This window comes from Azospirillum himalayense (assembly GCF_042657465.1).
Classification (GTDB): Bacteria; Pseudomonadota; Alphaproteobacteria; order Azospirillales; family Azospirillaceae; genus Azospirillum; species Azospirillum himalayense.
Window position 1 is genome coordinate 19,428 of record NZ_JBHSLC010000087.1, and the last position, 13,397, is coordinate 32,824.

8 protein-coding genes are annotated in these 13,397 nt (G+C 72.4%); 4 read left to right on the forward strand and 4 right to left on the reverse strand.

Annotated elements, in window-relative coordinates; all coding sequences use genetic code 11:
* Nucleotides 1–137: 137 nt before the first annotated feature.
* Nucleotides 138–3,632, reverse strand: coding sequence for a pyridine nucleotide-disulfide oxidoreductase (locus ACFPMG_RS25190; RefSeq protein WP_376997999.1), 3,495 nt, complete (start codon nucleotides 3,630–3,632; stop codon nucleotides 138–140).
* Nucleotides 3,633–3,825: 193 nt separating this feature from the next.
* Here ACFPMG_RS25190 and ACFPMG_RS25195 point away from each other — a divergent pair, with 193 nt between their 5' ends.
* Nucleotides 3,826–4,911, forward strand: coding sequence for a COX15/CtaA family protein (locus ACFPMG_RS25195; protein ID WP_376998001.1), 1,086 nt, complete (start codon nucleotides 3,826–3,828; stop codon nucleotides 4,909–4,911).
* A gap of 168 nt (nucleotides 4,912–5,079) precedes the next feature.
* On the opposite strand, the gene ACFPMG_RS25200 is transcribed toward ACFPMG_RS25195, so the two are convergent.
* From ACFPMG_RS25200 to ACFPMG_RS25210, 3 genes are all read right to left on the reverse strand, one after another.
* The gene (locus ACFPMG_RS25200) at nucleotides 5,080–6,300 is read right to left on the reverse strand and encodes a polyhydroxyalkanoate depolymerase (RefSeq protein ID WP_376998003.1); all 1,221 of its coding nucleotides are present in this window, start codon (nucleotides 6,298–6,300) and stop codon (nucleotides 5,080–5,082) included.
* 307 nt (nucleotides 6,301–6,607) lie between these two features.
* Nucleotides 6,608–7,420: an endonuclease/exonuclease/phosphatase family protein gene (locus tag ACFPMG_RS25205; RefSeq protein ID WP_052584212.1), complete on the reverse strand. Its 813-nt coding sequence runs from the start codon at nucleotides 7,418–7,420 to the stop codon at nucleotides 6,608–6,610.
* On the reverse strand, nucleotides 7,417–9,801 hold the full coding sequence (locus tag ACFPMG_RS25210) for a VTT domain-containing protein (protein ID WP_376998004.1): 2,385 nt from the start codon (nucleotides 9,799–9,801) through the stop codon (nucleotides 7,417–7,419). The genes ACFPMG_RS25205 and ACFPMG_RS25210 overlap by 4 nt, the downstream gene beginning before the upstream one ends.
* 270 nt (nucleotides 9,802–10,071) lie before the next feature.
* Here ACFPMG_RS25210 and ACFPMG_RS25215 point away from each other — a divergent pair, with 270 nt between their 5' ends.
* From ACFPMG_RS25215 to ACFPMG_RS25225, 3 genes are read left to right on the forward strand one after another with little or no spacing between them, the layout of a single operon-like run.
* Nucleotides 10,072–10,779, forward strand: a complete 708-nt coding sequence (locus tag ACFPMG_RS25215) for an ABC transporter permease subunit (RefSeq protein ID WP_376998005.1) — start codon at nucleotides 10,072–10,074, stop codon at nucleotides 10,777–10,779.
* On the forward strand, nucleotides 10,779–11,588 hold the full coding sequence (locus tag ACFPMG_RS25220) for an ABC transporter permease subunit (protein WP_376998006.1): 810 nt from the start codon (nucleotides 10,779–10,781) through the stop codon (nucleotides 11,586–11,588). Before ACFPMG_RS25215 ends, ACFPMG_RS25220 begins: the two co-directional genes overlap by 1 nt.
* Nucleotides 11,585–13,276, forward strand: a complete 1,692-nt coding sequence (locus ACFPMG_RS25225) for an oligopeptide/dipeptide ABC transporter ATP-binding protein (RefSeq protein ID WP_376998008.1) — start codon at nucleotides 11,585–11,587, stop codon at nucleotides 13,274–13,276. Before ACFPMG_RS25220 ends, ACFPMG_RS25225 begins: the two co-directional genes overlap by 4 nt.
* The last annotated feature ends 121 nt before the right edge of the window (nucleotides 13,277–13,397 follow it).

The following is a 13,397-nucleotide window of genomic DNA, read 5'->3' on the forward strand; positions in this document are numbered from 1 at the left end:
AGGGGAGGGGCCCACGCGCAAGCGTGGGAAGGGTGAGGGTGATGCCAAGGATCAGCGCCTTGATTCTCGGCCTTACCCTCACCCGGCGCCTTCGGCGCCACCCTCTCCCGGGACGGGAGAGGGAAAGAACGTCCCCCTCACCCTTTCCTTTGGCCGGTCAGCCGCAGGCCGCGGTCGATCCATTGGGCGGTCAGCTTTTCCTGGACGGCGTTCTGGCGCAGCCGCTGGTTCAGGTTGGCGAAATCCACGCGGTCCAGGCTCTGGTCCTGGTTGAAGCAAGAGAAGACCACCGTCTCCGCGCCGGTCGCCGGGTCGGTGTGCCGTTGCAGGCACTGGGCGCAAATTTCCTTCATCATGCATTGCATGGGGGAGTTGATCGAGCCGATGGCCGCGTGGCCGGGCTTCAGGTGCGGCTTCAGCACGCCGTGCCGGGCCGCCCCCACCGCCGCCATCATGCGGTCGGAACCGATGGCGACGATCCGGTCCACCGCTTCCAACGAGATGTCCGCCGGCCCCAGCTCGCCCGCCGCGTAGGCACGCATGGCCTCCACGATGTTCCCGACGAAACTCAGATCACCGGGGCGCGACGGCGTGAAGCCCGGCGCCTCGTCGCAGCACCAGACGACGCGGTCGGCGGCGGCCTCGATCTGGTCGGTCTTGTAACGGTCCTCCATCCGCTTGTAGCCGGCGAAGTAGACGACCCGGTTGCCGTGCGCCCGGCAGGCCTGCCCGATGGAGAAGAGCACGGCGTTGCCCAGCCCGCCGCCGACCAGCGCCACCGTCTCGCCCTCCGGAATCTCGGTCGGGGCGCCGGTCGGCCCCATCACCACCACCGGATCGCCGGGCTTGAGCAGGGCGCAGAGGTCGGACGAGCCGCCCATCTCCAGAACGATCAGGGAGAGCAGCCCGGCCTCCTTATCCACCCAGGCGCCGGTCAGGGCCAGCCCTTCCATCGCCAGCGTGGTCCGGCCGATCCGTTGGGCCAGCGTTTCGAAATTCTGCAGCCGGTAGAACTGTCCGGGTTCGAAACGGCGCGCTGCGGCCGGGGCCTTCACCACCACCTCCACGATGGTCGGGGTCAGGCGGGTGACGCTGTGCACCAGGGGCCGCAGCTCGGCGTTCAGGCGCCGCACCAGCGCCTCCGGCGTCACGGCGGTCGGCGCCCGGCGGGCCAGCGCCCGGCTGACCACCGGATAGCCGCGCTTCGCCCCGCCCATCGCCTTCACCACATTGCCGGCGAAGGACGGGTGCAGGTCGCCGAAGAAGCTGAGGAACCGCCCGTCCGGCGCACGGGCCATCAGGACATGCGCCTGGGCCGGCTTGGCCTGCCGCTCCGGGGTCACCGGCCGGCCGTCCTCGTCGATGGCGCGGAAGGAGCGCCCGTCCAGCTCCACCCACTCCGGCTCCTCGCGGGCCAGGACGGTGTTCGGCTGGGTGCCGGCGGCGACCAGGATGGTGCGGGCGGGAAGCCGCGCGTCCACCGCGGCGGGCGCCACCACCCCGTCCGGCCCGACCGGGCTGATGGCGAGGTGGATCGCCCGTGCGGCGCCCGATTCGTCGATCTCCACCCCGCGCGGGGCGGCGCATTCCAGGAAGCGGATGCCCTCGGCCAGCCCGTGCGCCACCTCCTCGTGGTTCAGGGTGTAGCTGGGGCTGTCGATCAGCCGCCGGCGGTAGGCGATGGTCGAGCCGCCCCAGGATTGCAGCAGCGCCGCGACGCGCGGCTCGCGCCCCTGCTCCCCCGCCTCCAGGCGCTCCGCCCGGATGGCGCGGGCGTGGGCCAGGAACTCGTCGGCAAGGTCCGCCTCGTCGGGCGTCCAGCGGGCGCGCACCGCCGCCTCCCCGCGCTCGGCCACCAGAACCTCGTAACGGGAGAGGAACTTCTCGACCTGGACGGGATAGTAGGCCAGCGCCTCCGTCGCCGTGTCGATGGCGGTCAGCCCGCCGCCGATCACCACGATGGGCAGCCGGACCTGGAGGTTGGCGATGCTGTCCGGCTTGGCCGCCCCGGTCAGCTGCAGACCCATCAGGAAGTCCGAGGCCTGCCGCACCCCGCGGGCCAGCCCGTTCGCCATCGGCACGACGGTCGGCTTGCCCGCCCCCATGCACAGGGCGATGTGGTCGAAGCCCAGTTCCAGCGCCCCGTCGATGGTCAGCGTGCCGCCGAAGCGCACCCCGCCGATGATCGTCATGCTTGCCCGGCGTTCCAGCAGCAGCCGGATCACCTTCAGGAAATTCTTGTTCCAACGCACGGTGATGCCGTATTCGGCGACGCCGCCAAAGCCGGCCATCACCCGCTCGTCCAGCCGGTCGTAGAGGTCGCGCACGTTGCGGATCGGCCGGAAGGGCACCCGCGTGCCGCTGGGCAGCACGCCGGAAAGATCGGCGGGCAGCGGCTCGATCTTCAGCCCGTCGATGCCGACCACCGTGTGGCCGTCGTTCATCAGATGGTGCGCCAGCGTGAAGCCCGCCGGCCCCAGCCCGGCCACCAACACCTTGCAGCCGCTGTCCGGCCGCATCAGCGGGCGGCGCAGGTCCAGCGGGTTCCAGCGGGTCAGCAGGCTGTAGATCTCGAAGCCCCAGGGCAGCTCCAGCACGTCCTTCAGCGTGCGGGTCTCCGCCTGCGGGATGTCCACCGGCTGCTGTTTCTGATAGATGCAGGCCTTCATGCAGTCGTTGCAGATGCGGTGGCCGGTGGCCGCGCACATCGGGTTGTCGACCACCACCACGGCCAGCGCCCCGATGGGCACGCCCTCGGCCTTCAGCGCGTGCATCTCGGAAATCTTCTCTTCCAAGGGGCAGCCGGCCAGCGCGACGCCGAAGGCGCTCTTCTGGAACTCCCCGGTCTTGCGGTCGCGCAGCCCCTTGGAGCAGCTGTCCTTGCCCTGGTTGTGGCACCAGATGCAGTAGTTGGCCTCGTCCAGCGCCCCGGCCAGATCGGTGCCGGGGTCGGTCAGGTGGAAGCCCTGGCGCTCGCGGCAGGCGTCTTCGGGCAGGCGCATCATGGTGACGCCGTGCCGTTCCACCGTCTCCACCGGGACGAGACGCTGCGGGTCGGTGCGGTGCGGCACCTGGAACAGCACGCCGCCGCCGTGCCGGGCGCGCCCGGCCTCGCTGAAGACCGCCCAGGCGGCGTACTGGGCGGCGCTGTCCAGCTGATCCGCGTGGGCCGCCTCGTCCTCCATCCAGGCCAGCACCTGCCGGGCGAAGCCAGCTTCAGTCAGCGGGCCGCCCAGCCAGTCCTCCAGCCGCGCAGCCAGTTCCGCCCCGTCGAGCGCGGCGACCGCCTCCGGCTTCACCGCCTTGGCGGCGCGGCGCTGAACGAACAGGCGCTTGGCGGTGTAGAGCGGCGCCAGCTCGGTGTGGCGGGCGCGCAGTTCGTCGAGCGCGGCGCGGATGCCGAACAGATCGCCGATGAAATCCTCGGCGTGGGGGGCGAGCGCGATCAGCAGGTCGCTTTCCGCCCGGACCTCCAGCCGGTCGGGCTGGGCGCGGGCGGAGAGCAGCCGGTTGGCGAGCGCCACGTCCGTGTCGGACAGCCGGGCGAGGAAGGCGCGGTCGAGCCGGGCCAGCCCGTCCTGCCCGTAAAGCTCGTGGAACGACAGGCCGAAGCCGAGGGTGAGGTCCGCCATCGCCGCCCCGCATCCGAAGCCGTTGGTAAGACTGATATTTGTAACACCCACGGCGCGCCGCCTTCACCCGAAACCGATGTCCGGTGCGGCGGGGTAACCCGTGTCCGTTTGACGCAGCCGCTGCCGCACCCCACATGAGCCGGAGGTCCCTATCCCCCCGGACCTTGTCCGCATCATCCGGAGCCGCCCGTCCGTGACCGACATCACCGCCCCCGCCCTCGCCGGGAAAGACGTCCGCGACCCGGCCTCCACCCGCCCCATCGCCTATTGGCTTCTCGTCTGCTGCGCGATGGTCTTCGCCATGGCGGTGATCGGCGCCATCACGCGCCTGACCGAATCCGGCCTGTCGATGGTGGAGTGGAAGCCGCTGATCGGCATCCTGCCGCCTTTGTCGGAAGCGGAATGGAACCGCGTCTTCGGCCTCTACCAGACCACGCCGGAGTTCCGCATCCACAACGCGGCGATGGATCTGGCGGCCTTCAAGCAGATCTTCTGGTGGGAATGGTTCCACCGTTTCTGGGGCCAGCTGATCGGCTTCGTCTTCCTGATCCCCTTCCTGCGCTTCTGGGTCAACGGACGCATCCCCGCCGACCTGTGGCCGAAGCTGGCCGGGCTGTTCCTGCTCGGCGGGCTCCAGGGGGTGATCGGCTGGTACATGGTCAAGAGCGGACTGGTCGACCGGCCCGACGTCAGCCACTACCGGCTGGCGCTGCATCTCGGCACGGCGATCGTGATCTACGGGCTGCTGCTGCGCACCGCGCTGGGGATTCTCGACCCGCTGCCGCTGGCCGGCTGGGCGACCGAGTCCGGCCGGCTGCGCAAGCACGCGCGCTGGGCCTTGGGGCTGACCGGCGTCACCATCGTCTGGGGCGCCTTCGTCGCCGGGACGGACGCCGGGCTGGCCTACAACACCTTCCCGCTGATGGCCGGCCACGTCATCCCGCCGGAGGTCGCCAACCTGACGCCCTGGTGGATCAACTTTTTCGAGAACACCGCCGCCATCCAGCTGACGCACCGGGCGCTGGCGCTGCTGACCGGCCTCGTGGTTCTGGGGCTGGCCCTGCGGGTGTGGGTGGCCCGTCTGCCGGGCCGGGCCGGGCGGGTGGCGTTGCTGACCGCGGCGATGGTGCTGGTGCAGATCGGGCTGGGCATCGCCACGCTGCTGAGCGTCGTGTGGATCCCGCTGGGCGCCGCCCATCAGGCCGGCGCGATCCTGCTGGTGTCCGGGCTGGTCTGGCTGCTGCACGAGCTGCGCCCGGTCGGCGTTCCAAAACGCTGACACTGTCTGATTCCCTCTCCCGCCCCGGGAGAGGGTGGCGCCAAAGGCGCCGGGTGAGGGTCATGCGAGAATCGGCGATTTATCCTTGCCGGCACCCTCACCCTTCCCACGCCTGCGGCGCGGGTGTCCCTTCCCTCTCCCGGGACGGGAGAGGGAACGCCACCGGCCTCAATCGTGCTTGCGGATGAACTCCCGCACCGCCGGCATGATGCTCTCGCGCCAGCGCCGGCCGTTGAAGATGCCGTAGTGGCCCACACCCTTCTGGAAATGGCGGGCGCGCATGCCGTCGGGCAGCGAGGCGCAGAGGCGGTGCGCCGATTCGGTCTGGCCAGGGGCGGAGATGTCGTCCAGCTCGCCCTCCACCGTCATCACGGCGGTCCGGCGGATCGCCGCCGGCTCCACCTTGCGCCCGCGCGACTCCATGGTGCCGTTGGCGAGCGAATGCTTCTGGAACACCGTCTCGATGGTCTGCAGGTAGAATTCCGCCGACAGGTCCATCACCGACAGATACTCGTCGTAGAAGCGGCGGTGCTGCTCCGCGGAGTCGCCGTCGCCGCGGACGAGGTGGCGGAACAGGCCGACATGCTCCCCGATGTGGCGGTCCAGGTTCATCGACATGAAGCCGGAGAGCTGAATGAAGCCCGGATAGACCTGACGGAAGCCGCCCGGATAATAGGCCGGAACGGTGGTGATGACGTTGCGCTCGAACCAGGACAGCGGGTGGGTCGCCGCCAGCTTCACCGGCACGGTCGGGTTGGCCATCGGGTCGATGGGGCCGCCCATCAGCGTCATGGAGCGCGGCTGCACCGCCTCGTCCCCTGCCGCCATCAGCGACACCGCGGCGAGCACCGGAACCGCCGGCTGGCACACCGCGATGACGTGGGTCTGCGGCCCGAGGAAGCGGATCAGCTCCGTCACCGTGTCGATGTAGTCGTCCAGGTCGAACCGGCCGCGCGCCAGCGGCACCAGCCGGGCATCGATCCAGTCGGTGACGAAGACGTCGTGGTCGGCCAGCAGCGCCGCCACCGTGCCGCGCAGCAGCGTCGCGTGGTGGCCCGACATCGGGGCGACCAGCAGGACGCGCGGCTGCGCCGGGGTGCCCTCCGGCTTGGCGAAGTGCAGCAGGTTGCAGAACGGCTTGCGGTGGGCGATGCGCTCGGTGACCGCCACCGTCTCGCCGTTCACCACCGTGGTCTTCAGGCCGAATTCCGGCTTGGGGAAGCGGCGGGTGGTGCGCTCCAGCAGTTCCGCGCCGGCGGCCATGGCGCGACCGACGTGGGTGTAGGAAACCGGGCTGAACGGGTTCTGGAAGGTGTGCTGGGTCGCTTCGGCCAGGAGGCGCATCGGGCGCAGGGCGGCGTGCTGCAGATCGTAGAGATGGTAAAGCAACAGGTCCTCGCTTCGGCGGTTGATCCCACGCCCGGTCGGCTGGGTGCTGTCATCGGTCGGTCGTCATAGGTCGTATGACCAACCAATAGATTGGCCAGTCCTTATCCGAAAGGTCAATAGCCGACATCCGTTCTCGGGCAAAAAACTTACATGGGAAACAGTCAGCGGTACGAAACAGACCGCGCAACGCTGCACTGCAAAGGAGGCAAGGCAGGAGGATCAAGCCCAAAGAAAAAGGCGCGTCCGCGGAACCGCGCACGCGCCTTGAAGCAATCAGGAGCCCGGCATACCCGAGCGGGAATATCGGTTATGGCACCGCCACGGTGGCGCGCACCGGCAGATGGTCGGACGCGCGGCGCGTCAGAACCGTGCGCACCACCTCGTAGGAGGGGATGGTCAGCCCGTTGTTCACGTAGATGCGGTCGAGCCGCAGTGTGGGCATCCGCGCGTGGAAGCTGCGCGGGCTGGCCCAGTCGGGGAAGGCCTCGGCCAGCTTGCGCAGCCGGGGCGAATTGGGCGCCCATTCGTTGAGGTCGCCCATGAACAGGGTCGGCAGGGCCGGCTGTTCCTCCAGCCGGTCCACGATCGCGCCGACCTGCCGGGCCCGCTCCCACGGGTCGAGGCCGAGATGGGCGACGATGATGCGCACCGGGCGCCCCTCCACCTCGACGATCACGTCGATGCCGCCGCGCGGTTCCCGCCGGCCGACGCTGAGGTCGACGGGCTCGCATTTCAGGACCGGCAGCCGGGTCAGGATGGCGTTGCCGTAATGGGCATGGGCGTTGTGCTTGGTCGGGCCGGCGTGGGCCTTCAGGCCGGTGGCGCGTTCCAGGAAGGCGAACTGATCCAGCCCGGATTCCCCGCGGTGGTGCCAGCCGACCTCCTGGAGCCCGACCAGATCGACATCCAGCTCCTTGATGACCTCGGCGATGCGGTCCGGCGCGAAGCGCGCGTCCAGCCCGACGCAGCTGTGGATGTTCCAGGTCGCCACGCGCAGCGGCGCCATGCCCTCCGGCACCGGGCCGCTGCGGCTGTCGACGCGGCGCTTCGGGCGGCGGACGCGGGCGGCGCGCAGCGCGGAGGCGATCCGCTGCACACGCTCTCGGCTGAATCGGATCACCGCTGTTGGTCTCCCTTCGCTGTTTCTCCGGTGGCCGGCCCGGTGGTCGGCCCAATTGTTGGCCGTTTCGCCGCCAGGGCCCGCACCAGCCGATTGCCGGCCCAGCCGAGCCCCAGCGCCGTCACCGCCGCCAGCCCCAGAAGAACCATGTCGGTGGGCGTCGGTTCCGTCAACACACGCTCAAGCTGGTGCCCGAGCAGGTTGAAGACAAGGATTCCGGGCGCCATCCCCAGGATCGTCCCGAACAGATAGTCGGGAAACCGGATGCGGGAAGCCCCCGCGACGAGGTTCACCACGGTGAAGGGGGCCACCGGCACCACCCGCAGCGCCGCCATGGCCAGCACGCCGCGCTCGCCCAGCGCGCCGCTGGCCCGCCGCACCACCGCGCCGCCGTAGCGCTCGATGGGGCGCCGGCCGGTGAGCCGCCCCACCCAGAACAGCGCCGCGGCAGAGGCCAGCACCCCGGCCAGCGCGGTCGGGAAGCCCATCCACGGCCCCAGCGCGATGGCCGTCGCCGCGATCAGCAGCAGCACCGGAAACAGCACGAAGCCCCCGGCGACATAGAGGAGGATCAGCCACAGCGGTCCGAAGGTCGACTCGCGCAGGCTTTCGAACGCCCCCAGGACGGCGTCGAGGGTCGCCCAGTCGCGCAGGGGCGTGTGGTTCCACAGCCCCCACACCCCGCCGACCACCGCCAGGATGACCGCCAGCGCCAGCCAGTGGTGGCGCCGCGGGATGCGCGACGGCAGGACGCGCCACACGATGTCCGCAGCACCCACAGGGCGTTCCGGGTCGAAGAGCATGGAGTCGGCGACGGCGGCGGCCAGCAGGCCGGGGTCGGCGTCCTCCAGCAATTCCAGCGTCCGCCCGCCGGGCCGGCGCAGCGTCTCCACCGTGCGGATGAGCGAGCCGGAGCGGCGCAGTTCCGCCGTCACGCTTTCCGGCGCCACCCCGAGATGCTCGGCGATCAGGTCGTCGCGCACCCCGGCAATGGCCAGCCGGGCCTCGCGCCCCTCCGCCCGCCCGTGCGGCGCCTCCAGCGCCAGATCGCATTCGGTGTCTAGCCCCATCGACCGGTTGTTCAGGTTGGCCGAGCCGATGCGCAGAAGCCGGTCGTCCACCACCATCACCTTGGCGTGGATGGTGATGCCGACGCTGCCCGTCTTGGCGCTCTCGGTCTTGGCGATGTAGAAGCGGAAGCGCCCGTTCCGGTCGGCCTCGCGCAGCTCCTTCACCAGCCGGGCGCGGGCGCCGAGCATCACGGTGTTCTCCAGCCAGCTCGACGTGCGGGCGGAGTTGACGACGACCACCTCCGGCCCGTCCGGCTCGGCCAGCCGCGCCTTCAGAGCCTCGGCCACGGCGACCGAGGCGAAATACTGGCTCTCCATGTAGATGAAGCGCTCGGCCGCGGCAATGGCGGCGGTGTAGAGCGCCTCGACCTCCCGCACCTCGGCGCGCCCGTTGTAGCCGGGTTCGGTGCGGGCGATGCCGACGGGCATGCCCTTGAGCAGCGGGACGAGCTGTTGCGGCCAGGGGTCGGGGCTGTCCGGCCCGGCCCGGCGCGCCTTCAGCCGCAGCCGCCGGGGGCGCTTGCCGTCGGAAAGGCCGCCACCGCCGCCAAGCACGTCCATGGCGGGCGGCGACAGCACGCAGCCGGTGGCGCGGCGCCAGCGCTCGCGGAACAGGTCGCCCAGCGCGCGGGCAGCGTCGCCGTCCACCGCCATCATCACGTCGTGGAAGGGCTCGTAGGGGGTGCCGTCCGGCTGGCGGCGCAGCGGCTCGTCGGCGCGGTGGGCGCGGGTGTCCCAGCGGTTGGCGGTGATGTCCAGCCCGCCGCAGAAGGCCAGCCGGTCATCGATCACCAGCATCTTCTGATGATGGCAGGCCCCCGCGGGATGGTCGCCGTCCAGCCGGTACTGGAGCCGCGGATGGCTGAGCCAGCCGCGCAGGAACAGCGGCTGCGACCAGCGGGCCAGATCGAACAGCTCGGCGAAGTCCCACTTCAGCACGTGGATGGTCAGGTCCGGGCGGGTCGCGGCCAGCCAGTTCAGCAGGTTGCCCAGCTTGTCGGGGCGGCGCGGGTGGCGCGCCTGCGGGGTCAGCCGGATGCGGGCGTCGAAGTCCCAGGCGGTCAGGTAGATGCTGCGCCGCGCCTGCCGCATCGCCGCCTTGGCGAGCGCGAAGTAGTCTTCCGCATCGACAATGACCCCGACCCGCTCGGCCCGCTCCACCCGCCAGCAGGTGCGGCCCGGCACCAGCAGCGGGGCCGCGGCCATCGCGGGGGACGCCGGAAGCGGCGTTGCGGGGAGGAATGGCTGGGCGACGGACGGCTGGTCGGGCATGGGACGCGGCTGGACCGGGGTTCCTGCGGGGATCGGCATCGGGGGTTCATATATGGTGCGTCCGGGACGGGCTGCGACCGGCCAGGAAGGCGGATGCCCGAACAACACCGCAGCCGACCAACCCTCCCCGCCCCCCGCCGAGAGGCGAAAATCCATTGCCCGACCGGCCGGGACCTGGGTACCGTCAGGAGGACTCCATTCGTGCCCGTCTTTGCCCCCGTCCTTGCCCTGTGACCCGCTTGTTGTGAGCCGCTTGTCCGTCCCTCCAGACAATCCGCCCGTCACGGCCGCCCGCTCCCGGCGGGGCCGATGCTGAGCCTCGTCCTGCGCCGGGTGCTGGCCGTGGTGCCGGCCCTGCTGGGCCTCGCGCTCGCCGCCGCCGTGGTGGCCGCGCTGGCGGGACCCGGCTGGACGCAGGCGCTGGGCGCCACGCTGGCCGCCCTGCCGGCGACGCTGGCGCTGGTCGTGCCGGCGCTGGTGCTGGGGACCGGGGTCGGCGCCCTGCTCGGTGTCCTGGGCGGGGCGGGCGCTCTCCTTGGCGGGGTGGGTCCGGCCATACCGGGCTTCCTGCTAGCCGCGATCTTCGCCGCCACGCTGGCAAAGGCGCCCGTCCTGCTGGGCCTCGCCGCCCTCGCCCTGCCCGCCACCGCCCAGGCCGCGACGCTCGCCGGCCGGGCGCGGGCCGGGGCGGAGGACACCGTTTTGCTGGCGGCGCGCGGACGCGGGATGGACGGCTCCGCCCTGCTGTGGCGGCTCACCCTGCCGCTGGGGCTGTCGGCGGCGATGGGCGGCCTGCGCAGCGCCGTGGCCGGAACGGTGACCGCGGCCGTGGCGGTGGAAAGCCTGTTCGGGACCGGCTTTTCCGGCGCCGGGCGGCTGTTCGTCGAGGCGGCGCGCGCCGGGGACACCGGCATGGCCGTCGCGGCGCTCGCCGGGCTGTGCGGCCTCGCCGTGCTGCTGGCCGCCCTGGGCGGCGCGCTGCACGGCCGGATCGACCCGCGGGCCCGGATGGCCTGATGCACAGACCCGCCGGCACCGACTCCCGCACCGATCCACACTGGCGCGACGGCCCCTGGCAGAAGGCCGGGCAGCGGCTGACCGCGCACCGGCCCGCCGCCGCGGGGCTGACCATTCTCGCGGCGCTGATGCTGGCGGTCGCGGCCGGCCTCGTCGCCGGGGGCGGCCCGGTGGGGGCGGCGCTGGCCGCCGGGCACCAGAGCCTGACCTTCGCGCTGCTCGCCGGGCTGGGCGGGGCCGCCCTCGGCCTGCTCTGGGCCGCCACAGCGGTTGCGCTGGGCGAGCGGGCGGAGCGGGCGATGATGGCGCCCGCCATCGCCCTGACCGGCCTTCCCCTGGCGCTGGTCCTGCCGCTGGCCGGCGGATTGCTGGGTCCGGAGCGCGGGCTGGCGCCGATGGCCGTGGTGACCGCCCTGATCGCCGCCCCGGCGGTAGCCGTCATCGCGCGGGACGAGCTGCGCGCCCTGCTGCGGCGGGAGTTCCTGAGCGCCGCCCAGGCCGCCGGGCTGACCGGCGGACGCCGGCTGCGCCGCCACATCCTGCCCAACGCCGTCCTGCCGCTCGCCGCCGCTGCCTGGATCGCCCTTCCCCGCGCCCTGATGGCGGAAAGCCTCGCCAGCCTGCTCGGCCTCGGCCTGCCGGAGGGGGTGACCGGCTGGGGAACCGCCATCGGCGCAGCGGCGCAGGCGGGCGACGCCGCGGCGCTGGCCGGGCCGGCGCTGCTGCTGGCGCTGACCCTGTGGGCGCTGCACGGGGTGGGCGACGGGATGCGGCTGGCCTTCTCCACGGCCGCGGGAGGACACCAGTGAGCGGAGCGGACAACGGCGTGCCGCTGCGGGTGGAGGGTCTGTCCCTGCTGACCAGCCGCGACATCCTGCTCGACCGGCTGAGCTTCGCCGTCGAGCCCGGCGAGGTGCTGGCCCTGTCGGGCGGCACCAGGGCGGGCAAGACGCTGCTGCTGCGCGCGCTGGCCGGCCTCGCGCCCAAGGGCATCACGGTGCTGGGCGACATCCACATCCGGGGGCGGCGCCTCCTGGTCACCCAGGACGGCGCCCTCGACCCGCTGCGCCCGCTGGGCGCCCAGTTCACCGAACTGTTGGCCCACCAGTCCGGGATGGACGAGCGCACCGCCCTGCGTTGCGCCGCCGAGGCGCTGGAGCGCTTCCAGGTGCCCGCCGCCGCGCGCCGGCTGGCGCTCCACCCGCATGAGTTGGGCGAGGCGATGCGCTGGCGGGCCGCGCTGGCGCTGGCCATGGCGGCGCAGCCGGCGCTGCTGCTCGCCGACGCCCCCGCCGCCGCGCTCGACCCCACCCAGCGCGTCCGCCTGCTGAGCGACCTCGCCGCCTGGACGCGGGAGGCCGGAACGGCGCTGCTGCTGGCCGAACGCCCGCAACCCGACCCGGTCCACTCCGGTCTGGCCGACCGCCGGCTGATCCTGGCCCAAGGGCGCCTGGAAGCGCCGGAGGAGGAGCCCACCCCCGCCCTGTCCCCGGTGGAGCCGGCGCCCTCCGGCCCGCCCATCCTGTCGGTGCGCGACCTGCGCGTCGCCTTTCCGCTGGGGCGGAGCTGGCGCGGCGAGGAGCGCTGGCTGACCGTCGTCGATGGCCTGTCCATCGCGCTGGCCGAGGGCGAGACGCTGGCCCTGCTCGGCGAGACGGGCAGCGGCAAGTCGGTGCTGGCCCGCGCCATCCTGCGGCTGGTCCCGCCGGTCGGCGGTCAGGTGTCCTGGCTGGGAACCGACCTCGCCGCCGCCCCGCCGGAGGCGATGCGCCGGGCGCGGCGGGACCTGCAAATCCTCTTCCCCGATCCGCTGGCCGCCTTCGACCCGCTGATGACCATCGGCGCGCAGTTCGCCGAGACGCTGGAGTCGCTGCGGCCCACCCGATCTTCAGCCGACCGCGCCGCCCGGCTGGCCGAGGCGCTGGAGGAGGTCGGGCTTCCCGCGACGGTCCTCGACCTCCATCCCGGCGCGCTCCGTCCGGCGGCGGCGGCGCGCGCCGGGCTGGCCCGCGCCCTGCTGCCGGAGCCGCGCCTGCTGGTCTGCGACGAGCCCGCGGCGGCGCTCGACGGAGCGGAGCGGGCGGACTTCCTGGCCCTGCTGCAGGCGATCCGCCGCCGCCGCCGGCTGGCCCTGCTCTACGCCACCCAGGACGCGGCGGAGGGCTTGCGGATCGCGCGGCGGGCGCTGGTGCTTCTGCTCGGCCGAATCGTCGAGTCGGCGGACAGCTCGGTTCTGGCGGCCGGGGCGCGCCACCCCTACAGCCGCGCGCTGATCGCGGCGGCCGGCCTCGCCCGCCCGGCGCTGCACGGCGATCCGCCGTCCCCCCTGCGCCCACCGACCGGCTGCGCCCTGCGGCTGCGCTGCCCGCTCGCCCATGACGGCTGCGCCCAGGTCCCCCCGACGCTCGACCCCGTGGCGCCCGGCCACCGAGTCGCCTGCCATGTCGCGCAGGACGAGGTCCAAGACAGTGCCCAGGCTGGCGGAAAAGCGCCCTAACTCCCTGTCCGGAGCCCGCCGACGCCTTGGGCGCGGCCGCAATTCCGTCCCAAAAAGGTCTGAAACTGCGCGGGTTGGCAAGGAGGCGGGCACGGGATAACGTCCCCGGCCTTCACGCCCG

What these genes read in the sequence shown, in the direction of transcription:
- ACFPMG_RS25190 (WP_376997999.1), bottom strand. Translation starts at nt 3,632, where the DNA reads ATGGCGGACCTCACCCTCGGCTTCGGCCTGTCGTTCCACGAGCTTTAC.
- ACFPMG_RS25210 (WP_376998004.1), bottom strand. Translation starts at nt 9,801, where the DNA reads ATGCCGATCCCCGCAGGAACCCCGGTCCAGCCGCGTCCCATGCCCGAC.
- ACFPMG_RS25215 (WP_376998005.1), top strand. Translation starts at nt 10,072, where the DNA reads ATGCTGAGCCTCGTCCTGCGCCGGGTGCTGGCCGTGGTGCCGGCCCTG.
- ACFPMG_RS25220 (WP_376998006.1), top strand. Translation starts at nt 10,779, where the DNA reads ATGCACAGACCCGCCGGCACCGACTCCCGCACCGATCCACACTGGCGC.